This is a genomic window from uncultured Streptococcus sp., from assembly GCF_902463925.1.
In the GTDB taxonomy this organism is placed as follows: Bacteria; Bacillota; Bacilli; order Lactobacillales; family Streptococcaceae; genus Streptococcus.
The window spans coordinates 20172-44247 of sequence record NZ_CABQHE010000007.1 but is presented as its reverse complement, the minus strand read 5'-3'; the positions used below and the strand labels follow the sequence as shown (position 1 = coordinate 44247).

The 24076-nt window shown below is 41.7% G+C and carries 17 protein-coding genes and 2 pseudogenes; 18 read left to right on the top strand and 1 reads right to left on the bottom strand.

What is annotated here, in order from left to right:
• Window positions 1-67 precede the first annotated feature (67 nt).
• The 8 genes and pseudogenes from RDY04_RS06320 (at window position 68) to addA (ending at window position 12431) form a co-directional block, all read left to right on the top strand.
• Window positions 68-1453 carry a Cof-type HAD-IIB family hydrolase gene (locus RDY04_RS06320; protein ID WP_303949996.1) on the top strand — a complete coding sequence of 462 codons (1386 nt, stop codon included), beginning with the start codon at window positions 68-70 and terminating at the stop codon, window positions 1451-1453.
• 117 nt (window positions 1454-1570) lie between these two features.
• Window positions 1571-2752, top strand: a complete 1182-nt coding sequence (locus tag RDY04_RS06315) for a DUF6574 domain-containing protein (RefSeq protein ID WP_303949994.1) — start codon at window positions 1571-1573, stop codon at window positions 2750-2752.
• A gap of 152 nt (window positions 2753-2904) precedes the next feature.
• Window positions 2905-3108: pseudogene (locus RDY04_RS06310) on the top strand (hypothetical protein); the annotation flags it as partial.
• Window positions 3109-3320: 212 nt separating this feature from the next.
• A complete protein-coding gene (locus tag RDY04_RS06305; RefSeq protein ID WP_303949991.1) occupies window positions 3321-3767 on the top strand; it encodes a LytTR family DNA-binding domain-containing protein in 447 nt (148 codons plus the stop codon).
• A 4-nt stretch (window positions 3768-3771) separates the two neighbouring features.
• The gene (locus RDY04_RS06300; protein WP_303949988.1) at window positions 3772-4452 is read left to right on the top strand and encodes a hypothetical protein; all 681 of its coding nucleotides are present in this window, start codon (window positions 3772-3774) and stop codon (window positions 4450-4452) included.
• Between the two features lie 453 nt (window positions 4453-4905).
• Complete coding sequence (locus RDY04_RS06295; protein ID WP_303949986.1) at window positions 4906-5214, top strand: GHKL domain-containing protein; 309 nt, start codon at window positions 4906-4908, stop codon at window positions 5212-5214.
• Window positions 5215-5467: 253 nt separating this feature from the next.
• The gene (gene rexB, locus RDY04_RS06290) at window positions 5468-8788 is read left to right on the top strand and encodes an ATP-dependent nuclease subunit B (RefSeq protein WP_303949985.1); all 3321 of its coding nucleotides are present in this window, start codon (window positions 5468-5470) and stop codon (window positions 8786-8788) included.
• The gene (addA, locus tag RDY04_RS06285) at window positions 8778-12431 is read left to right on the top strand and encodes a helicase-exonuclease AddAB subunit AddA (protein WP_303949983.1); all 3654 of its coding nucleotides are present in this window, start codon (window positions 8778-8780) and stop codon (window positions 12429-12431) included. Before rexB ends, addA begins: the two co-directional genes overlap by 11 nt.
• 342 nt (window positions 12432-12773) lie before the next feature.
• Here addA and RDY04_RS06280 read toward each other — a convergent pair whose 3' ends face one another.
• Window positions 12774-13505, bottom strand: a complete 732-nt coding sequence (locus RDY04_RS06280; protein WP_303949980.1) for a DUF554 domain-containing protein — start codon at window positions 13503-13505, stop codon at window positions 12774-12776.
• 274 nt (window positions 13506-13779) lie between these two features.
• Here RDY04_RS06280 and RDY04_RS06275 point away from each other — a divergent pair, with 274 nt between their 5' ends.
• The 10 genes and pseudogenes from RDY04_RS06275 to pbp2X all read left to right on the top strand — a co-directional run bounded on the left by RDY04_RS06275 (window position 13780) and on the right by pbp2X (window position 24075).
• Window positions 13780-14511: an ABC transporter ATP-binding protein gene (locus RDY04_RS06275; RefSeq protein WP_295496888.1), complete on the top strand. Its 732-nt coding sequence runs from the start codon at window positions 13780-13782 to the stop codon at window positions 14509-14511.
• Window positions 14512-14513: 2 nt separating this feature from the next.
• Window positions 14514-16103, top strand: a complete 1590-nt coding sequence (locus RDY04_RS06270; RefSeq protein ID WP_303949977.1) for an ABC transporter permease — start codon at window positions 14514-14516, stop codon at window positions 16101-16103.
• A 120-nt stretch (window positions 16104-16223) separates the two neighbouring features.
• Entirely contained in the window at window positions 16224-17027 is an 804-nt protein-coding gene (gene proB / locus RDY04_RS06265; RefSeq protein ID WP_247918484.1) for a glutamate 5-kinase, read from the top strand.
• Between the two features lies 1 nt (window position 17028).
• A complete protein-coding gene (locus RDY04_RS06260) occupies window positions 17029-18279 on the top strand; it encodes a glutamate-5-semialdehyde dehydrogenase (protein ID WP_303949973.1) in 1251 nt (416 codons plus the stop codon).
• 93 nt (window positions 18280-18372) lie between these two features.
• A pseudogene (locus tag RDY04_RS06255) lies at window positions 18373-18770 on the top strand (DUF805 domain-containing protein).
• A gap of 140 nt (window positions 18771-18910) precedes the next feature.
• Window positions 18911-19345 carry a Wzz/FepE/Etk N-terminal domain-containing protein gene (locus RDY04_RS06250; RefSeq protein WP_303949971.1) on the top strand — a complete coding sequence of 145 codons (435 nt, stop codon included), beginning with the start codon at window positions 18911-18913 and terminating at the stop codon, window positions 19343-19345.
• A 222-nt stretch (window positions 19346-19567) separates the two neighbouring features.
• Complete coding sequence (locus tag RDY04_RS06245; RefSeq protein ID WP_303949969.1) at window positions 19568-20416, top strand: hypothetical protein; 849 nt, start codon at window positions 19568-19570, stop codon at window positions 20414-20416.
• A gap of 114 nt (window positions 20417-20530) precedes the next feature.
• On the top strand, window positions 20531-21481 hold the full coding sequence (gene rsmH / locus RDY04_RS06240) for a 16S rRNA (cytosine(1402)-N(4))-methyltransferase RsmH (protein WP_303949966.1): 951 nt from the start codon (window positions 20531-20533) through the stop codon (window positions 21479-21481).
• Window positions 21482-21483: 2 nt separating this feature from the next.
• Complete coding sequence (gene ftsL / locus RDY04_RS06235) at window positions 21484-21804, top strand: cell division protein FtsL (RefSeq protein WP_303949965.1); 321 nt, start codon at window positions 21484-21486, stop codon at window positions 21802-21804.
• Window positions 21805-21807: 3 nt separating this feature from the next.
• A complete protein-coding gene (gene pbp2X / locus RDY04_RS06230) occupies window positions 21808-24075 on the top strand; it encodes a penicillin-binding protein PBP2X (protein ID WP_303949963.1) in 2268 nt (755 codons plus the stop codon).
• Window position 24076: the final 1 nt, after the last annotated feature.

Below are 24076 nucleotides of genomic sequence, written 5' to 3'. Positions count from 1 at the left end.
ATTACTCACCATTATATTATGTGTTATAATTTATTTTATCATAAAATGTTAGAAGGAGGGGAGCTCTGTGGCCATTAAAGCAGTCTTTTTTGATATTGATGGGACTTTTCTAAATGACCGAAAACGTGTGTCAAGTTCAACCAAAAAAGCTATCAGTCAAATGAAGGAAGATGGTATCTTGGTTGGTTTGGCAACAGGTCGTGGTCCAGGATTTGTTCAGCCTTTCATGGACAATCTGGGTCTAGATTTTGCAGTCACTTATAATGGTCAGTATATATTGACTCATGATAAGGTCCTGTATCAAAATCAGCTCCCTAAATCAACAGTCTACAACTTGATTCGCTATGCCACCAAGCACCGTAGAGAGATTTCTCTAGGGACGAGCACAGGTCTTGTTGGTTCCAATATTATTAGTATGGGAACGAGTAAGTTTGGGCAGATCGTCAGCCGTATTGTCCCTAAGTCCTGGGCTAAGATGGTGGAACGTAGTTTCAAGTCTTTGATTCGTCGTTTCAAGCCACAAAGTATTGAAACTCTTAAGACTATCATGCGTGAGCCAATTTATCAGGTGGTTATGGTAGCGACGGTGGGGGAAACACAAGATATTGAAGAAAAGTTTCCTCATGTGAAGATTACCCGTTCAAGCCCTTATTCAGCCGATATTATTTCAGCGGATCAATCTAAGTTGAAAGGTATCGATCATCTAGGCGAGGTTTTTGGTTTTGAACTCAGTGAGGTTATGGCCTTTGGGGATTCGGAAAATGACCTAGAAATGTTGTCTGGCGTTGGCGTTGGTGTTGCCATGGGTAATGGTGAAGACGAACTGAAAGACCAGGCTACCCATGTCACTGATACTAATAACCAGAATGGGATTGCTAAAGCCTTGTCACACTATGGTTTGATTCACTTTGAGACAGAAAATTCATTTACCAGTGATGATGACAACTTCAACAAGGTTAAGGATTTCCACCATTTGATGGATGGCTCAACTACTGATATGCCTCGTGTTTACGGTATTGAGGAAGCTAGTCACCGTTCGGACTTCAAGTTGGAAGAAATTGTCGAATTCCTTTACGCTTCATCAGGTGGGGACAAGCGTGTCTTTGGTCAGGCTGTCCTGGATTTGCATGCTGCTCTTGACAAGGCAGCCCTCAAAGTTAGTTCTAAAGAGCATTCAGAATCAACTATGGTTGGTCAGGTGGATGCTTTGACTGACTTGCTTTATTTGACCTATGGTTCATTTGTCCTTATGGGGGTAGATCCTAAGCCTTTCTTTGATACGGTTCATGAGGCTAATATGGGTAAAATTTTCCCAGATGGCAAGGCACATTTTGATCCTGTGACCCACAAAATTCTTAAACCAAGTGACTGGGAAGAGCGATTTGCACCAGAACCTCACATTAAACGTGAGCTAGATCGTCAGATTCAAAAATCCCTACAAAGAAGTAAATAAGAAGATATAAAGGTTTGGACAGTTTGCTCCGAACCTTTTTCTAATAAAAATGACATTTATTAATGGATTTATTTGTGATAAAATAAAGCCGTTCTATGTATTTTTAAGGAGATTATTATGACTAAAGCAGATTGGTTAGATTTTTTTGAAGCCATCAATGGTCGTTCAGCGACTGAAGAAGAAATTGCAGCGGCACTTGCAGCTGGTGAGTTCCAAGATGACGCCCCAGAAGTAGAAACTGCTCCAGTACAAGAAGCGCCAGCGCAACCAGCTTTCGCCAATGTTCAAGAAACACCAGCCCAAGAGTCGCACCCACAGCCAACTTTCGCTGGTGCCCAAGAAGCGCAACCTCAACCGACTTTTGCGAGTGCACAAGATGCACAACCACAAGCTCCTTTTGCAACTGCTCAGGCAGCACAACCTCAACCAACCTTTGCGGGGGTGCAAGCTGCTCCAGTACAAGGAGTGCCAAATCAAGCGACGCAACCACAAGCTGTTTTTGCGAATGCTCAAGCTGGTCAACAAGCATCTTTTGCTAACGGTCAACCTCTTCAACCAGGTCAAAATGTTCAATTTATCAATGGTCAAGCTGTAGTTGTCCCTGCACAACCATCAGCATTTGCGACAACTTTCAAAAACTACTGGACATGGTTGCTTAATGCATGGCGTCGTCCAGCTGATATGACAGATTATGGGAAACACAATGGTTGGCTTAACTATATCTTCTTGTCACTCTTCACTGGACTTGCCTTCTTTGCAATCTTGAGCGCTGTGGCACGTAAATTTGTTAGCCCAGTTGTATCAACAACAAACGCATTGTCTAGTATGTTTGGTTCTTATGGAACAGATAGTTACTCATCTTCATTTTCAAGTCATACATCTAGCATTGGTTTTGGAGCTTTCTTTGCAAGTATCCTAGCTGCCTTCCTCTTTATCTTTGCCTTTATCTTGGCAGGATTTGTAACACGTAAGGCCATCTTCCGTGATCCTGAGACTACTTTCTTGAATAGCTTTGATCGTTTTGGTCGCTTGACATCATCGGCCTTGCCAATCTTGCTCGTAACAATCTTGTTCGGAGCTATTGGACTTGTTGGCTTCCCACTTTTCTTGTTCTATGTTGTTTACTTCTTATTTGCACTTGCAAACCTCTTTACAATTGTTCCTGTAACAACAGCGTGGAAGGCTGATAAGTTCTATCAAATGATCTTGGCAGCACTTTTGAACGGTGTCATTTTGTCTATCTTATTTGCAATCGTATTTACTATCATGTCATCATTTACAATAGGTCTTCTATTCTAAGTAAAGCTCTAGCATTTTTTGAAAAAAACAAGTTTATAGGAGTCTTTATGGCAACAAAAGAAAAGTGGATTGATTTATTTGAAAAGTCAGTTGGTCGTCCGCCCCGTGTCTTGGAAATTGAAGAAGGCTAAAAAGAAGACTTTGATTTAAAGGTGACCTTCACAGCTGTTTATGATTTCTACTATGGTTATGATTCAAAATTCAAGTCATCAGGAGATATCAAAGATAAAATCTCTTGGTCATGTAATGTGGAATATGTTGGTGACGATGATAGCGATTCTAACTACAGCAACTATCGTATCAACGGCAAGGCTGGTGAATCGCAAAATGTGAGCCGTGAAAATACTGTGAAATAACAGTTGCTTGCTCAGCTAGTCAGCATTGAACGGATTACAAATAGGAGGTTAGTCCTCCACACTAAAAAATGGAGAACTTGGCAATTGCCAGGTTCTTTTGTTTGTCTGTTTTTACCTCTTAGGGGCTAAACTGTGCCACTTACCTGAAAAGCCTTGTTTTGTTGAAAGCAGCTGTTATAATGAAACCATCAAAAGGACAGGAAAGGAGTATTATGAAAGTTAGCATCGAATTAGACCCATTCATGGATGAGCCTGAAATCTTGATTAGAGCTCCTCAATTAACAGAAGAAATAGCGTGGCTCCAGGAGTCCATTTTTAAGCAAAAATTGGTCCCTTTAGCCTTTTACAAGGATCGTAGTGAGTATTTTCTAGATTTGGAAACGATTCTCTTTTTTGAAACAGATGGGGAGAAGATTTATGGGCATACCAGGGATGAGGCTTATGAGGTCAAGCAGAAGCTCTATGAGTTAGAAGAACTGCTTCCGGTTGCCTTTTGTCGGATTTCCAAATCAACCATTGTCAACGTAAAGCAGATTTATTCTTTAGAGAAGTCTTTTTCAGGGACCAGCACGGTCAATTTCTATCAGACCCACAAGCAGGTTCATGTATCAAGACGCTACTATCCAGTCTTAAAAGAACGATTAAACGAAATGAGGTAAGATAATGAGAAAGAAATTAATTGGGATCCTCTTGATCCTTTTGGCAGCTTTGGTAATTGTACAAGACTATTTTATACAATGGGAAATTAGTTTTTGGATGTTAGCTTGGGTAGTCTTACTGGCTATCTTGTCCCTTTCTAGTTTTTTGAAACGACATTTTGGTCTTGGTTTCGCCTATGGCATTGTGGCTCTTTTTTCACTCAACGGGCAGTTCCATTTTCTTCCAGTATCTAATTCGGTCCTTATCCTCTCTTCTATTCTTGCAGTCATTGGCTTGAACATTCTCTTCAATTCTTCTAGTAAAACAAAGAATCGTTTTGGATTGGGTTCTACTGGCTCAGACGCTAATAATGGTGGAAATGATATTGATGTCACTTTTTCAGCAGTGACCAAATATCTCAATGATCAACACTTTACTCATGGAAGTGCGGATGTAAGTTTAGGACAGGCTTCCGTTTATTTGGATAATTGTCATATCGAGGGGCCATCTGCCCAGTTTGATGTGGACGTTTCTCTTGGAAGTCTTAGTCTCTATGTGCCCAGTGATTGGCGAGTACATGTGAATGTGGATAATTCTCTTTCAGCTGTACAGCATGAGGAAAATCCTAGTAACCTGACTAGCAAGGACTTCTACATCAAAGGGGAAGTTTCCTTGGGTAATTTAGAAATTATTTATGTTGGTTAGAATGCGGTTGATTAAGTTAGGAGGGAAGTTGCTAAGAGCATGACATTAGGGAGATAATATCTTCTGTATTTATAAGTTCATCCAATCTATCAGATTGATTGACACTCAAGGGAGTGGGACAAGAAACAATTTTTAAAAAGTTGTTCGGTCTCACTCTCTTTTTTACTATTTTGTAGTCTCTTTATTTGTGATAATAGAGTATAGTGAAAAACTATATTGGAATGATTATACTCTATTGGAGTTTTATGTGACAAAAATGACATTAAAAAATCTAGGCGAATGCATGCTAAGACTGAAAGTCAGATAAACAGAAAATGAGGCTAGCAGGGAAATTACTATGTGAAAGAAAGTGGTTGGTCTTGATTTAGGAACAACTAACTCCGTCATGTCTGTTGTTAGTGAAGATGTGCTAGAGATTATTCTGATGGAGACGAATGACGATCATGTTTTGCTATGAATGTGGTTGACTTGACCCTACGAGTGTCCATTTTCTTTAGTAATGCGATTGATGAGAGTAAGCAGGTGCCTGTAAGTCAAATCAATTTTAGTTTTCATAGCCATGATAAGGATAGTAGCTACCATTTCGTCATGGGAAATACGACGCAAGAAGAAAAAGTTGACCTTGATGCCATTATGCAGGAAGAAAATCAGAAGAAGACCTCTGGTCTTAACCTTCACTCAGCCAAGAATATTCTTAGGAAGTATAGGGATGCCAAGCTGATTACAAGCAGTGGTGACAACCTTTTAGGAATTAATTTTTAAATAAAGTTGTGGAGCTAAATCTTTTGATTTGGTTCTTTTTTGGGCTATAGGACCAGATATTTGGGACTTTTACTGTAGGGGATAAGCTTATGTCTGGCCCATAGTCCAGAGGGCTAAAAAGGGATGAGGGAGGAGTCTGATTGTTGATTAATTCTGTGTTATAATAGCAAGGATTAGTGGTTGTTAGGGCTAAGTGAATGGCAATTCTTGCTTAGTCCGAACGACTGGTGCAGAGACAAGAAAGGGACGTCTTATGAAATTACTTTATACGGATATGTCTCAGGATTTAACAGAAATTCTGACGGAGCAGGCAACCAGCTATGCTCAAAAGGGGAAGAGGGTCTTTTATATTGCCCCTAATGCCCTGTCATTTGAGAAGGAGCGTAAGGTCTTGGAATACCTGCCTCAGTCAGCATCCTTTGAGATTACGGTGACTCGTTTTACTCAGATGGCGAGATATTTTATTCTCAATACGAGCAACCCCAAGATGCAGCTGGATGATACTGGTCTGGCCATGATTTTTTATAAGGTGTTGTCGCATATGGGCGATGATGAACTCAAGGTCTATGGCCGTTTGCGTAAGGATAGCAACTTTATTAATCAATTGGTAGACCTTTATAAAGAGTTGCAGCAGGCTAATATGACGGTTCTGGATTTGCAGCATCTGGATCAGGTTGAGAAACAAGAGGATTTGATAAGGATTTTTAGTGCCGCTCAGGACCTCTTGTTGGCAGGGGATTTTGACAATCAATCAAAACTCAGTGCCTTTTTTAAGGAAATTACCTCAGGTCATTTGGATAAGGTCCTGGGCAACACGGTTTTGGTCATTGATGGCTTTACGCGTTTTTCTGCCGAGGAGGAGGCTCTGGTTGCCCTCTTGAATGATAAGTGTCATCAGATTGTCATTGGAACTTATGCCAGTCAAAAAGCTTATAGGGCTAACTTTGTTTATGGCAATGTTTATCAGGCCTCAGTGGATTTTTTGAGAACTTTGGCTCAAACCTATAAGGTGACACCCGACTATGTAACGACAGACAAAGAGGGCAATCCTTCTTTTGCTCGCATTAGCCGTCTTTTGGAGAGCCGTCATGATTTTAGTATGGTAGATGAGCAGCTGACTGCTCAGGACAAGCAAGCCTTGCAGGTCTGGGAAGTGGTCAACCAAAAGGAAGAGGTGGCTCAGGTTGCCAAGAGTATTCGTCAGTTGTTGGCAGATGGTAAGCGCTACAAGGATATTCTAGTCTTACTTGGTGATGAGGAGAGTTATAAGCTTCAGGTGGGGCAGATTTTCCGAAAATTTGATATTCCCTATTATTTCGGTAAGGAAGAAACCATGTCTAGCCATCCTTTGGTGCAGTTTGTGGATTCGCTGGAACGTATCAAGCGCTATAATTATCGTGCCGAGGATTTGCTTAACCTCGTAAAATCTGGTCTCTATGGTGGTTTTGCTCAAGAGGAATTAGACCTTTTTGAGTATTATGTCAATTTTGCAGATATCAAGGGGCGTCACAAGTTCTTGTCTGATTTTACGGCTAATAGTCGTGATAAGTATGATTTAGACCAGCTCAATGGCTTAAGGTTACAGCTGGTAGAGCCCTTGGACAAATTGCTTAATAGTCGCAAACAAAAGGGATCTAGTCTACTCAAGAAACTAGTGGTCTTTTTAGAGGCTGTGCAAGTGCCAAGTCAGATGGCTGCTTTGACTGCCAAGGCCAGTGAGGCCGAAAAAGAACAGAATGAACAGGTCTGGAAGGCTTTCACACAACTCTTGGAGCAGGTTGAGACTATTTTTGGGGAAGAAACACTGTCAGTCGACGACTTTTTGTCCATTTTGCGTTCAGGAATGTTGGCCTGTGATTACCGTACTGTCCCAGCCACTATCGATGTGGTCAATGTGAAGAAATACGATTTGATTCAACCACATTCTGCTCCTTATGTTTTTGCCCTGGGGATGACCCAGTCACACTTTCCTAAGGTAGGGCAAAATAAGAGTCTCCTGTCTGACGAGGAACGTAGTCGTATCAATGAGGCGACGGATGAACACAGGAGTTTGGATATTGTTACGCAGAGCAATAGTCAGCGGGGGCATTTTGTAGCTATGTCACTTTTTAATGCGGCTAGTGAACAATTGGTGCTTAGTCAGCCACAAATTCTCAATGAGACTCAAGATGACATGTCGGTTTATTTGAAAGAGCTGCTTGACCTTGGCCTTTCTTTGGTTGAAAAGGGACGTAATCGTTTCGAGGCTAAGGGTGACCAGATTGGGAACTACAAGGACCTTCTATCAACTGTCATTGCCCTTAACAGCAGCCATCTAGATGCTGATTTGGATAAGGAAACGCAGACTTTCTGGTCCGTTGCTGTGCGTTATCTCCGTAAGCGACTTGATAAGGACCAAGTCTTGATTCCAAATGTGATTGACGATGTGACGACAACCAAGGTGGATGATCAGGTCATGCAGCTGGTTTTTCCGGGGGAAGAACCACTGAAATTATCAGCTTCGGCTCTGACGACCTTCTATAACAACCAATACCTTTATTTCTTGCGTTATGTTTTGGGGCTTGAAGAGTTGGAGTCCATCCATCCGGATGCTCGACACCACGGGACTTACTTGCACCGTGTCTTTGAGCGTGTGATGGGGGATTCTTCGTCAGAAAACTTCGATGATAAATTGGAAAAGGCTATTGCTCAGACCAATCAGGAACAACCCTTTGAAATTCTCTATACAGAGGACCAAGAGAGTCGCTTATCTCGTCAGATTTTGGAAGATATCGCCCGTTCAACTGCCAGTGTTTTACGTGACAATGCGGCCGTTAAGGTTGAGCGTGAGGAAGCCAAGTTTGATTTGCTTTTAGCAAATAGCATCAAGATTACAGGGATTATTGACCGTGTGGACCGTTTAACAGATGGGGCTCTGGGTGTCGTTGACTACAAGTCAGGTAAAAATATCTTTGACATTCAAAAATTCTACAATGGCCTCAGTCCGCAATTGGTGACCTATCTGGAGGCCCTTCGCCAAACCTATAAGGTTGATGCTGCTCAGCTTTTTGGGGCCATGTATCTTCACATGCAGGACCCACAGCTTAACCTAGCTAAGTTTGGTCTGGATAAGCTGGCAGCTCAGGCTCATAAGGAATTGACCTATAAGGGACTTTTTGTGGCTTCAGAAACAGAGCATCTGGCTGGTGGAAACTATGATTTACAAAAGACCGTCACCTATGACAAGGAGGACCTAGAAACCTTGCTAGACTACAATATCAAGCTCTTTACAAGTGCTGCTGAAGTTATTCGAAGCGGGAATTTTGCGGTTAATCCTTATACTGAGGATGGTAAGTCTGTCCAAGGAGATCAAATCAAGGCAATTACTCATTTTGAGGCCGACCGACACATGGGACAGGCTCGAAAACTCTTGCGTTTACCAAGTAAGGGCAAGAAGGAAGCCTATTTGGAGCTGATGGCAAAAGATGAGGACGATAATGAGATGCAAGTTGCTGAAAAAATCATCCCCTCTACAGTCACTGATCAAGCTGTGACAGCAGACAAAAAAGACCAGGAGGATAACCATGTTGACTAAAGCTTTTTTAAGTCCAACAGAGATTGAGGAACGTATTGCCCAAGAATCAGCTTCTAACAAGGAACGCAAGTTAACACCTGAGCAGATTGAGGCCATTTACAGTAATGGTAGCAATATTCTTGTATCAGCTTCGGCTGGATCAGGAAAAACCTTTGTTATGGTTGAGCGTATCCTTGATATGATTGGACGTGGCGTTGGCATTGATCAACTCTTTATCTCAACCTTTACGGTAAAGGCCGCAGGTGAGTTAAAAGAGCGTCTGGAAAAGCGTCTGACAGAGCAGTTGGGACAGGTTGAGACGGATGAAGAGCGTGCCTTTCTTTCAGATCAGATTGCCAAGATTGGAACGGCTGATATTGGAACCATGGATGCCTTTACCCAGAAATTGGTCAATCAGTATGGCTATCTCCTGGGTGTGTCACCTATTTTCCGCATCATGACAGACCCTGCCGAGCAGACACTTATGAAAAATGAGGTTTATGCTGACCTCTTCAACGATTACATGCAAGGGAAGGATGCCCAACTTTTCCAAAAATTGGTCCGCAATTTCACTGGACATAGCAAAACTAGTAAGGCCTTCCGTGATTTAGTTTACGATGTCTATAACTTTTCTCAGGCTACTGCAGGTCCTGAAAAATGGCTACGTCAAAATCTCTTAAAGGGGCAGACGGAGGCCAAGCCAGAACAGGCTAAAAATGATCTTTTAGACGGTCTTAAAGTTGGCTTGTTGGCTGATTTCCTAGCTTTCTTAAGAGACCATTTAGGTCTAGCTCAGCGTGAATTTGCCAAGGCTAAGTATCTGAATAATGTGTCGGATGCCATTAGCCTTCTTGAAGGAGCTCTGGCCAATGACCAAACGGATATGGAGGACTTGCTCAAACAACTCTTGACTTTGTCAGGAGGTACTGGTTTGACCAATATGACCCGTCCTAAAGACGAGGAACTCAAGGCCTACAAGGAAGCTTACAACAAGACCAAAAATGAGTTTGTGGCCCAGTTGCGAGAGGTTGATACCCAACTAACGGTCCTCGAGGTTTTGACCAAGCATAATGATGACATCCTACCTCTGTTGGAGTTGCTTCAGTCCTTTGTACTTGATTTTTCGGACCAGTATTTACAGGCCAAGATTCAGGAAAATGCTTTTGAATTCTCGGATATTGCCCATTTTGCCATCCGTATTTTGGAGGAAAATCCAGAGGTGGCAGCTAGCTACCGTGACCGTTACCATGAAGTAATGGTAGATGAGTATCAGGACAATAGCCATACCCAAGAACGCATGTTGGAACTCCTATCTAATGGACACAACCGATTCATGGTGGGAGATATCAAGCAATCCATCTATCGTTTCCGTCAGGCAGACCCTCAGATTTTTAATGGTAAGTTCCAGCTTTTCCTTGAAAATCCAGATGCAGGTAAACTTATCCTTCTAAAGGAGAACTTCCGTAGTCAATCTGAAGTTCTTGATGCGACTAATGGTGTTTTCAGCCACCTCATGGATCAGGAAATCGGGGACATCCTCTATGACAAGACGCACATGCTGGTAGCGGGTAGCGAGAAGCAAAGAGAGCCCCATCCTGAAAATCAGACAGAGGTTCTGATTTACAATAGTGATGAAGCAAGTGTGACTCCCGACGAGGAAGGTGCGGATCAACCTATTAGTAGCGGCGAGATTTCCTTGGTTATCAAAGAAATTATCAAACTTCACGAGCAGGGTGTACGTTTTGAGGACATTACCCTCCTAGCACCAACCCGCAACACCTATCTGGACTTGATGGCAAGCTTTGAGGAGCACGGAATTCCTTTGGTTCCTGACGAGTACAAGTCAAGTTACCTTGAGTCACTAGAAGTTATGATTATGTTGGATACTCTTCGTGCCATCAATAATCCTCTCAATGACTACGCCTTGGTTGCTCTCCTTCGTTCACCGATGTTTAACTTCAACGAGGACGACCTGGCTAGGATCGCTGTCCAGGCTGACAAAGGCCAATTCTACGATAAGCTTCTTGCAGCTCATACTAAATCAGGACTTCATCCAGAAGTTGTCACCCAAGGACTTGAGACCAAGTTGACTCTCTTAATTGAGACTCTATCAGATTGGCGTGATTACAGTAAGTGGCACTCGCTCTATGACCTCATCTGGAAGATTTACGACGATCGCTTCTATTATGATTATGTTGGCAGTCTTCCACGAGCTGAGCAACGCCAGGCCAATCTCTACGCCCTTGCCTTGCGTGCCAATGCCTATGAAAAGACTGGCTTTAAGGGACTTTCTCGTTTTATTGGTATGATTGATAAGATTATTTCTAGCGGTAACGACCTAGAGGAAGTAACAGACTTGGTTCCCAAAAATGCCGTTAGACTCATGACCATTCACAAGTCCAAGGGTCTAGAGTTCAAGTATGTCTTTGTCTTGCAGATGAATCGCAAGTTCATTGGTCACAGCAAGGATGGCCTAAGTGGTAAGTATATTATCAACCGTGAAAAAGGACTTGGTATTAAGTATCTAGCTGACCTCAAAGACCAGGTAAATACCAATTTGCCTAAGTTAAATGTTGTTCTCGAGACCTTAACCTTCCAGGAAAATCGTAGGGAAGAGCGTCGAGCAAGTATCTCAGAAGAGATGCGTCTGCTCTATGTTGCAATGACCCGTGCAGAGAAAAAACTCTACCTGGTTGGTAAGGGCAGTAAGGAGAAATTGACCCAGGAATTTGGCACGGATGTTGAAAATAATCGCCTACCAGTAGCCCTACGTGACCAAATCGCTACTTATCAGGATTGGGTTATGGCTTTGGATACCGCCTTTATGAGAAAGGATCTCAAGTTTACTGTTCGCTTTGTTGAGGCTGAGGAGTTAACTCCAGAGGCTATTGGTCAGGTTGAAGTTCAAGCGGCAGTAGATGCTGATGATCTATCTAACAATCGCCAGACGGAAGACATTAAGCGTGCCCTAACTGTCTTAGAAAGTGTTGAGAAACTCAATCAACTTTATGCACCAGCGATTGACCTGCCATCTGTGCGTACCCCAAGCCAGCTCAAGACCTTTTACGAACCAGTTATGGATACAGAGGGCGTAGATATCATGTATAAGAAAGAGGAAGTGCAACCTCTTGAGACAGCAACCACTTTTGAGTTACCAGACTTTGGACAAAAGATTAAGGTAACCGGAGCTGCAGTTGGTTCAGCAACCCATGAACTCATGCAACGCTTGATTCTTTCTGATACAGTGACTCTCCAAGATTTGACACAGGCCTTGAGTCGAGTATCGGCAGATGATCGAGTCAAGGCGCGTGTTCAGTTAGAAAAACTTTTAGGATTCTTTGATACAGAGCTCGGGAAGCTCATTTTAGCCAATCGTGATAAGTTGCGTCGTGAAGCACCATTTGCCATGTTGGCAGAAGACCCAGCTAGTAAAGAAGACTTTGTCGTCCGTGGTATCATCGATGGCTACCTTCTTCTAGAAGACCGTATTGTCCTCTTTGACTATAAGACAGACCGCTTCACTCAACCTGGTGAGCTTAAGGAACGCTACAAAGGGCAAATGAGCCTATATGCTAAAGCACTCAGCCAAGCCTATCAAATAGATAAGATTGATAAATACCTTATTCTCCTAGGTGGAAAAAACTTGGAAGTTGTAGAAGTATAAGTTATCACAGAACCATTCTTTCATAGTGAGAGAGTGGTTTTTGTGTCCCGAATCCACCAAAAAAGACCAGTGTCTCCACCAGGCTTTCCGATAAATTTCCATCAGTATTGTAAGTTCATTAAAATATTAGAGGGTGGAAACGGTTATGAAAAAAAGTATCTTGTAGGTCGCTTAGACCTACGAAGGTTATTATAACAAGATCTAAACAAGGTTAGAAAAATTACAATTAAACACTATAAACATTACTAGTTTTTAATAGTTTGTATCCATAACGGCAATAAATAGAGACCAAAACCGCCAGGAGTTAAGTACTAACGGTATTTCGTTATTTCGATGGTAATTTCAACCAAGAAAAGGCAATATCCAATTAACCCAAGCCCAGGAAATAGGCATAGCCAGAATCATGGCTGGAATCATATCTGCTGTTGGGAATTGACGCAGTTTCATAATACGAAATCCCGTCGCAATCATGAGGAAGCCCCCACAAGCCTTAAAGTCACCAATCATGGCTTTTGTTGTTAGAGGAAGAATGAACCCAGCGCTCAAGAAGAGAAGGAAAAAAATGATAAATTGTGGGATGGCAATCATGGAAACGATGTAGCCCAGACTGCAAGAGAAAATCATGGCTGTAAAGAAATCCAGGATAGACTTAGAAATTAAGATAGAAGCATCACCAGTCATTCCAGACTCAAGACTCCCGTAAATTCCTGTCCCACTCGCACAAAAGAGGACGATAACTGTCAGAAGTTGTGCATAGAATTCATCATGAGCCAGTCCGGTTTCCTTGCTTGGTGTAATCTTGGACAGGCCTTTTTCCATAAGTCCAGCTCCCTTGTTGATGAGGTTTCCAAACTTTAGCAAGAGGCCGATGATAGTACCGATAACCACCGCGAAGATAACCGCAGGCATATTAACCATATTCATAATAGCACTAATCCCCATAACCATAGAGGCTAGTCCGAATATGAGATTAAGGTTCTCCTTGAAGTCTTCTCTAAGATAGTCGCCAAAGAGTCCTCCAGCGATTCCTCCCAGGATAATTGATAGCGAATTGATGATAATTCCGGTTGGCACCAGTGATTTTCCTCCTATTTGTTCTAAATACTATAAGTTTAGCATTATCAAAGGCTGAATGCAAAATTGTCTCGTATTTGCAATCGTTTTCTTGAAATTGTACCTTTAAAATGATACAATAAACGAAGAGGTAACGAAATAGCCTTATCTAAATCTATTTCCAGTATTTTTAGAGCGTTATTCATAAAAAATAAGGAAACAACTCTAACTCAAAATCTAATATAAATTATAAAATGAGGCCATCGTTAAATAGGTTCTCAAGAAAGGATAAAAGATGATTCACTTTGAACATGTAACGAAACGTTATGAAGATAAAGATGCTCTCTCAGATCTTAATCTCGAGATTCGAGATGGTGAAATCTTTGGTTTGATTGGTCACAACGGAGCTGGTAAAACTACTACTATTTCTATTTTGACGTCTATCATTGAAGCTAGCTACGGAGAAGTTTACGTCGATGATATGGCCCTTAGCCAACATCGTGATGCTATTAAGAAGAAAATAGCATATGTGCCAGATTCGCCGGACTTATTTCTAAATTTGACTGCTAATGACTATTGGTACTTTTTGACACGTATCTATGATTTGGAAGCTAGTCAAGTCGAGGAACGTTTGACTGATCTCATGTCTACCTTTGACTTGACTGAAAATCGATATAACCTCATTTCTTCCTTCTCTCACGGTATGCGTCAGAAGGTTGTTGTCATCGGTGCCCTTTTGGTTAATCCACAGATTTGGGTTTTGGATGAGCCCTTAACTGGTCTGGATCCACAGGCGTCTTATGATTTGAAAGAAGCCATGCGTCATCATGCCAAGGAAGGCAATAGTGTCCTTTTCTCAACCCACGTTTTAAGTGTAGCTGAGCAGCTCTGTGATCGGATTGCTATTTTGAAGAAAGGAAAACTTATCTTCCAAGGGTCTCTAGCTGAACTGAAATCTCAGTACCCTGATAAGGATTTGGAAACCATTTATCTGGAAATGGCTGGACGTAAGATTGAGGAGGTATAGTCATGAACTGGAACCATGTTTGGGAGCTTTTTAAAATTAATCTCCTCTACGCCAATCCTCAAGCAGTAACTAACCTACAGAAACGTCAGGAGAAAAAGAAAAAAGCTAATTTCTCCATCGTTAATGCCATGCTTAGACAACAACTCTTGATTCTAGTTGTTTTTACGGTTGTCTATAGCTATCTTTTTGTAGGTATCGATTATAAGGCCAATCCTGGAGTCTTAACCCTATATCTCTTGACATTTTCAATCATGGGACTTCTCCAGACCTTCACGGCTCTCTATAGTACCTTTTATGACAGTAAAGATAGCAAGGTCTATCTATCTCTCCCCTTGAAACCATCAGAAGTTTTCCTTGCCAAGACCTTGTCAGGTTTTATGGTTGGTATGAGCTTCATGGTACCTATCCTTAGTCTTTTGATTCTAGCTTACTGGCAATTTATTGGGCCGCTTGGGATACCTGTAGGTCTATTTGCCTTTATCCTTTGTCTTTTTGTCAATCTCGTTCTGTCAGTAGTTCTCGCTAATAGCATTGGGACAATGATTGTTCGTAGCTCTCGTCAAAAGCTCTATTCGAGTATCCTGATGACTCTGTCGACCATATTGATTATGTTGCCTATCATGATGGTTGGTTTTCTTAATGGTTATATTAAGGGTGCTGGGCATGTCAATTTTCCCTTGTTGCCTTATCTAAGAGGTTACTATGATGTCGTAGCTGCCCCTCTATCTCCAGAGGCTCTGCTAAATTTCTATCTTCCTCTTATCTTAGTGCTTATCTTGGGCTATTGGTTTTATAAAGTCAGAATGCCTCGTTATTTCCACGAAGCCATTTATAACCAGAAGGCTAGAAAGCCTCAGGCCAAAGCTGTTACCCGAAGCCAAAGACAGGTCTTGGTTCGCCATCATTTATCTACTTTGGGGAATTCAACCCTCATTATCAATACCTATGTGGTACCAGTCTTATATATGATCATGCTAGGTGGGGGTGCGGTCTTTTTGAAAGATCTGGGTCCAGACTATTTCGGACTCCTGCTTTTGGTCGGAATTGCCTTTGGTTTCTTTTCAGCTCAACCAACAAGTTTTCTTGGTGTAGCAACTTCCTTAGAGGGAACAAACTTTGACTTTATTCGTAGCTTGCCAATCAATATGGGTGACTATCTTCGTCAAAAGTTTTGGATTTTCTATGGCTTGCAAGTCAGTGTTTCCCTCTTATTAGGAGGACTTGGTTTAATATTCCTTGCACATCTCCATCCGGTTTTAGTACTGAGTTTCATCATTGGTTTCCTTGTGACAACCTATCTTGCAGGTGGCTATTTCTTTGAACGTGACCTTAAATTGTTGGAAGTGAATTGGCAGGAAGTTACCCAGCTCTTCAATCGAGGTGGCGGCCAGTGGCTTTATATGGGTATCTTTGTCCTTACCATTTTTATTGCAGCCTTGCTGGGTGGTGTGGTCTTCTTTGCAAGTAAGTTCTGGATTGCCCTAGTAGTCAATACTATAGTATCTGGGCTTATAGCTTTAATTGCCTTAATCGTTTATCTCTTTGTTGATCGCAGACGTTGGAAACGTATTAGAGCCATGTTGTTTGCCTAAAACAAACTGTTTAAAGAGTCTCTCCGATTGGAGGGATTCTTTTTTTGATGATGATGTTGGTTATTTAAAGTTATGCATTATATATGTTAAAATACAAGAATTTAGTGTATAATCATAAACATGAAACGAAATTTTGACTCAGTAAAACGCCTAGTTATCAAAATCGGGACCAGCTCTCTGGTTTTGCCATCAGGGAAAATTAATCTTGAAAAAATCGATCAGCTAGCTTTTGTTATTTCTAGCTTACACAATAAAGGGATTGAGGTTGTCCTCGTATCCTCTGGAGCCATGGGCTTCGGGCTCAATGTCTTAGACCTAGACAAGCGACCGGCTGAAGTCGGTAAGCAACAAGCTGTCTCAAGTGTAGGACAGGTGGCTATGATGAGCCTATATTCTCAGGTCTTTTCACATTATCAAACCAAGGTATCTCAGTTGCTTTTGACCCGTGATGTGGTCGAGTACCCCGAGAGTTTGGCCAACGCCATCAATGCCTTTGAAAGTCTCTTTGAGCTTGGAGTTATTCCAGTTGTTAATGAAAATGATGCTGTCAGCGTAGATGAAATGGATCATGCAACTAAGTTTGGAGACAATGATCGCTTGTCGGCTATCGTAGCTAAGGTTGTTGGTGCGGACTTACTTATCATGTTGTCAGATATTGATGGGCTCTTTGATAAGAACCCAAATGTCTATGAGGATGCAACCCTTCGAAGCTATGTACCAGAGATTACCGAGGAAATTCTAGCCTCAGCTGGTGGTGCTGGTAGTAAATTTGGCACGGGTGGTATGATGAGTAAAATTAAGTCAGCTCAGATGGTTTTTGAAAATCAAAGCCAAATGGTTTTAATGAATGGTGAAAATCCACGTGACATTCTTCGTGTCCTAGAAGGAGCCAAAATCGGTACACTCTTTAAACAGGAGGACTAATATGACATATATCGATACACTAGGCCAACAGGCCAAGGTGGCAGGTCGTCAGATTGCTAAATTATCAACAGCAGCTAAAAACGACCTTTTAAATCAGGTAGCAAAAGCTCTAGTAGCTGAGAGTGACTATATTATCACTGAAAATGCTAAGGATATGGCCAATGCCAAGGAAAATGGTATCTCCGAAATCATGCAAGACCGCTTGCTCCTAACGGAAGATCGTATCGCAGGAATTGCCGAAGGTGTCCGTCAGGTCGCAGATCTCCAAGATCCCATCGGTCAAGTGGTTCGTGGCTATACGAATCTGGATGGGCTCAAAATCGTTCAAAAGCGTGTTCCCATGGGTGTTATCGCTATGATTTTTGAGAGCCGTCCTAATGTTTCAATCGATGCTTTTAGCCTTGCCTTTAAAACTAATAATGCCATTATTCTTCGTGGAGGACGTGATGCTATCAATTCCAATAAAGCTTTGGTGGCGGTAGCTCGTAAAGCTTTGGAAAATGCAGGAATTACAGCAGATGCTGTTCAACTGGTTGAAGATACCTCTCATGAGGTAGCCGAGGAACTCATGGCGGCGACCAAGTATGTTGACTTGCTCATTCCTCGTGGTGGAGCTCGTCTCATCCAAACGGTTAAAGAAAAAGCCAAGGTTCCTGTCATCGAAACGGGTGTTGGTAACTGTCATATTTATGTGGATAAATATGCTAACTTAGATATGGCGACACAGATTGTCATCAATGCTAAGACCCAACGACCAAGTGTGTGTAATGCTGCAGAATCTCTCGTTGTTCATGCTGATATTGCGGAAGACTTCTTGCCTAACTTGGAAAAAGCTATTTCAAAAGTTCAAGCTGTTGAGTTCCGTGCAGATGAAACGGCTCTGAAACTCATGGAAAAAGCTGTACCAGCTTCACCAGAAGATTTTGCGACAGAATTTCTTGACTATATCATGTCTGTCAAAGTGGTAGACAGCCTTGATGAGGCCATTGATTGGATTAATACTTACACGACATCGCATTCAGAGGCTATCGTGACTCAGGATATCAGTCGTGCGGAGCAATTCCAAGACGACGTAGACGCTGCAGCGGTCTATGTCAATGCCTCAACCCGCTTCACAGACGGCTTCGTCTTTGGATTGGGGGCTGAAATCGGAATCTCAACCCAAAAAATGCACGCCCGTGGTCCAATGGGACTTGAGGCCCTAACTTCAACCAAGTTCTATATTAATGGCCAAGGACAAATTAGAGAATAAACAAAAAAGCTCCTCATGGGGCTTTTTTGGTCTATTTGCTAGAGTAAGAAGCTTCTGATATATTGGGGGTATCAAAAATGAGGAGCTTTGGTGATGTTTAAAGCTTATAAAAAATATTGGAGGGGCTATGTAGATTTTGAAGGACGTTCAAGCCACTCAGATTATTGGTTTGCGGTGTTAGCAAATATTTTAGTCATTTTCGCTGTAGAGATTTTAGCAGGTATATTTATAGGTGCTAATGATGGTAGTGTGGCCGGTCCACTAGGTACTATTGCAATCTTACTGATATTAGCTATGTTAATATATGGTCTTGCTGTTGTATTACCATTTACTGCAATCCAAGTCCGTCGTTTGCGTGATGCTGGTTATCACTGGGCTTTTATTTTCTTCCGATTTGCCGTGGGGATAGGTGGGATTGTACTTTTAATTTTGTTCTGTCAACCAACAAAAGTAGAATGCCATTCAACAACTTCAATAATCCACAACAATAACGACAATCAACCGACTCAAAGAGTTGGTTTCTCTGATGTCAAAAAGCTTTATGTCAATGTTGCACATTTTAATATTTCTGATATAATCTTATCTGAGATTAATCAACACTAAAATATAATTTAAGAAATGTGAATAACTTATGAAACTATTTCGTCACTTAAAAGAAAAACGTTACCTTATTTTGGCATTTACCCTACCAGCTCTTTTATTGGCTTTGGCTATTGTCTTTTTCCGTCCTACTCATCATCATGCCGAGGTAGGAGTGAGAGTCAGCACCAAACAGTCGTCATCAAAAGCTAAGGCTCCCTCTAAATCATCTAGCTCTAGCTCGTCATCGTCAACATCAACGTCTAGCGAGTTGTCAAGCTCTAGCACGACATCTGTAGCAGCTAGTCAGGCACAGGCAGCCACAACGACTACGGTTACACCGGCTCCTTCCTCAGCTCAAGGAACTTACCAAGCACCACAGTATAATTATGCCCCTCCAACAACTGATACCGACTCAAATAGTGAGACCTCAAGCTATACAGACCCTGCCTACGGCTCAGATATTAGCTCTGGGACAACAGAATAAGGGTAAGAGAAAAGGAATTTAGGATCAGCAATGAAAAATAAAGTTTTAGTATTAGTAACAGGATTATCTAGCCTAGTCTAGCCCTATTGGCTGCTTGTTCAAATCAGTCTAATCATTTATCATCTACCAATTCTTCATCATCAGTAGAACAGTCACAATCAAGTAGTAGTGAAAGCTCTAGCTCAAGCTCTAGTCAAGAGAAAAAAGTAGATACCTCTGCTTATGATGATATCATACAGCAAGTACCAAACAGCTGTAGCTGACAATCAAACTGACGCTTCAATTAATCCTTTGGTGGTGACCTATGCTAATTCTCAAATAAGTCCTGCTTCAACGGTCTATACTTACCGTGATTTGGATGGTAATGGGGTTGATGAGTTGATTCTTGCTTTTAAGCCAGGTAAACTCTTTAAAGAACATGTGATTACGGATATTTACACTATCTCTAAGGATAGTGGTCAGGTTATTCGTCTGACAGAAGGTCCACAACTGGGCATGTTGGGTGAGCGTATGACATTGGCCTACCTCATGGATAACACCTTTAGCTACTATGGTAGTGCCGGTGCAACAGTAGGCGGTGGTTCAGGTTACCACTTTAGTAGTGATGGCCAGTCTCTTGTAAAAGATGACAGTGATTCTGGTGCAGATGAGGTTGATCTCTCTAATTGGGGTTGGAAGGACCTGAGCAGTGCCTCTACTGAATCTAGCGCAGCGTCACAAACTCAAACAAGTTCAACAGCTCTCAAGCCTGATGAACTCAAAAATGGCAACTATAAATCAGCTGTAGGAACATGGAAATCTTCAAATGGACAGACTATCACCATTACTTCGGATGGACAGTTGAATCTCTGGGGTTCTACTTACCCTATCGACAAAGTCTCATCCAATCAATATGTGTCTGGAATATATAGTATAACTTATGTTGATTCCATTCCAACAGGTAATACCCCAATTGAGCTTTGTCCTAAAGGAGTTAGCGATGGAAGTGATGCGGGAGATAACAGTAAGGACCGAATTTTAGCGACTAATGGTAAGCCATCTGAGGAAAGTTATTTTTACAGAGTTGACTGATTTTCGAGAACCGATCTATCAATCATCAAGCCAGACCACAGGTCTGGCTTTTTTACTATCCTGTTAACTTACAGAACGAGACAATTTCTCCATCCTTGTGCTATAATAAAAGTTATGACTAATGAATTTCACCATGTAACCGTTCTTTTACACGAAACTGTTGATATGCTTGATATCAAGCCCGATGGCATCTATGTTGATGCGACCTTGGGTGGCGCAGGACATTCGTCTTATCTATTGTCACAATTGTCTGAAAAGGGTCATTTGTACTGTTTTGATCAGGATCAAAAGGCTATTGATAATGCTCAAGTGCGTCTCAAGGACTATATTGATAAGGGAATGGTGACTTTCATTAAGGATAATTTCCGTAACCTCAGATCTAACCTTGAAGCTCTGGGAGTGTCTGAAATTGATGGCATTCTCTATGACTTGGGTGTGTCTAGCCCACAGTTGGATGAGCGTGAGCGTGGTTTCTCCTATAAACAGGATGCCAAGCTGGATATGCGTATGAATGAGGAGGCGAGCTTGACTGCTTATGAGGTGGTCAATACCTATCCTTACATCGATTTGGTGCGCATTTTCTTCAAGTATGGTGAGGACAAGTTCTCTAAACAAATTGCACGTAAAATTGAACAGGCTCGTCAGGTTAAACCAATTGAGACCACGACGGAACTGGCAGAAATCATTAAATCAGCTAAGCCTGCTAAGGAATTGAAGAAGAAGGGCCATCCAGCCAAGCAAATTTTCCAAGCTATTCGAATCGAAGTGAACGATGAACTTGGTGCTGCGGATGAATCTATTCAGGAGGCTTTGGATCTCCTAGCTGTGGATGGTCGCATTTCGGTGATTACCTTCCATTCTTTGGAAGACCGGTTGACTAAGCAACTTTTCAAGGAAGCTAGCACGGTAGATGTACCTAAAGGCTTACCTTTTATTCCCGAAGACTTACAACCGAAGGTAGCTCTGGTTAATCGCAAGCCTATCCTACCTAGTCAGGAAGAATTAGAAGCCAATAATCGCTCGCACTCTGCTAAATTGCGTGTGGCTAAAAAAATCAGGAAGTAACTATGGAAAATCAGGAACGTCAGATTGTTAATAGGGCTATTAGAAACCATATTCGTTTTATGACACGTATGGAAAAGGCCTTCTATTCGGCAATTGTTTTGACAGCTATTGTGATGAGTATCGCTGTTGTATTTCTACAAGGGCGTAATCAGGCTATCAAGCAACAAATCACAGAACTTAATCGCAAGATTAGTGACGAAAAGACAGAGCTTAACAATGCTAAGCAGGCAGTAAATGAGTTAACTAACTCTGATCGTATCAAAGAGATTGCCACTAAGGCAGGACTGTCTATTAATAACGATAGTATTAAGAGTGTGAAATAGCCAATGAACAGACTTAAAAAACTTAAACATTTATTTCTAAACTATGTCGTAAGGGATAGGAAAAAGCCAGCCCAAAACCGACAGCATGTTGGTCAGAACCTGATGGTTCTCAGCATTTTTATCTTTTTTGTTTTTATTATCAACTTTGTGGTAATTATTGGGACCGATAGTAAGTTTGGTGTTGATTTGTCAACACAGGCTGCTAAGTCTTATAATACGAAAACCACAGTGGCGGCCAAGCGTGGGACGATTTATGACCGAAATGGAAATGTTTTGGCTGAGGATTCAACCAGTTATTCCATTTATGCTATTGTATCAACCAGCTATGTGTCAGCAACTCGGGAAAAACTCTATGTCCAAGATAGTCAGTTTGATAAGGTTGCCGATATTTTGAAAGACAAGCTAGGAATTGAAAAGAGTGATGCTTTGGCTCAATTGCGTACCAAGGGTGCCTATCAAGTATCCTTTGGACTAAAAGGAAAAGGAATCACCTACTCTGTCAAAGAGGACCTAGAAAAGACTTTTAAGGATGCAGGTATTAAGGGGATGGCATTTGAAGCGACAACCTCCCGTATGTATCCTAATGGAACCTTTGCTTCAGAGTTTCTTGGCCGTGCCGAAGCTGTTGAAAATAAAAAAGACGGTTCGTATTCATTGGTCGGTCAAACAGGTTTAGAGCGTTCGCTGAATAGCCTTTTGACAGGTAAAGATGGCGAAGCTATCTATGAGAAGGACAAGGACGGTAATACCCTTCTTGGAACGGAAACGATTACTAAAGAAGCTATCGATGGTAAGAATATCTATACGACATTGTCGGCCCCCCTTCAGACCTTCCTAGAAACGCAGATGGATACGTTTATGGAGCAGACCAAAGGTGTAAATGCTTCAGCAACAGTTGTCAATGCGAAAACAGGTGAAATCCTTGCAACGACACAACGTCCAACCTATAACTCGGATACGCTAGAAGGACAGACTAAAAAAGGTTACGACTGGGTCAACCGCCTCTATGAAGCTCAGTATGAGCCAGGGTCAACCATGAAAGTGATGCTCTTGTCAGCAGCTATCAATAATGGAAGTTTCAACCCGAATGCAACCTACAGTAACGCTAATGGTATTAAGGTTGATGATGTTGAAATCAATGACTGGTCAATCAATGAAGGTGTTTCAACAGGTCGAACGATGTCATTTGCACAAGGATTTTCATATTCAAGTAATGTTGGTATGACCATGCTGGAACAAGACATGGGAGACAAAGTCTGGTCTAACTACCTATCGCTATACAAATTTGGACTTCCAACCCGCTTTGGGATGGTTGGTGAGTCTTCAGGGATTGTCTCTCGAAACTCAGTTAATATTGCCCAATCATCTTTTGGACAAGGGATTTCAGTAACTCAAGTCCAAATGCTCCGAGCCTTTACCGCAATCTCTAACAATGGTATTATGTTAGAGCCTCAATTTATTAAACAAGTTGCCGATACTAATCAAGGTACTGTTCGTACAGCCAAGAAAGAAGTTATTGGTAAACCTGTTTCCAAGCAGACTGCATCTGAAACCCGTAACTATATGATTTCTGTCGGTACGGATCCAGAGTTCGGTACCCTATACAACAAGTCTGAAGGTTCGCCAATCATTCAGGTTGGTAACTATGATGTTGCGGTTAAGTCAGGAACAGCCCAAGTGGCTGATGAAAAGACAGGAACCTATAAAGTTGGGACTAACGAGACTCTCAACTCAGTTGTAGCCATGGTTCCTTCTGATGATCCAGAATACATCATGTATTTGACCGTTCAAGAGCCTAAGACCTGGGATAATAATTTCTTTGCGACTGTGGTGAACCCTGTTTTAGAAGAAGCCATGTCAATGGGTGCTACTTTGGAGACTTCTGTTTCTGAGGGGAGTGGAAATACTGAAGAGACTAGCTATCAAACTGGTGATATCATTGGTAAGACACCAGGAGAGACAGCTAATACTCTTCGCCAAAACCTAATTCATCCGGTTGTTCTGGGCGTTGGCAATAAGATTGAAAAGGTTTCTGTAGATGCAAAAGCTGATATTAAAGCTAATGAGCAGATCCTAATCATGACTAATGACTTCACAGAACTTCCAGACATGTATGGTTGGACCAAGAAGAATGTTGAAACATTTGCCAAATGGAAAGGCATTAAAATTACTTACAAAGGTGGCAAGTCAGGGACTGTGACCAAACAAAGTGTTGCGGCAGGAAAAGCCCTGTCTAAAACCAAAAAGATTACCATTACTTTAGGAGACTAAG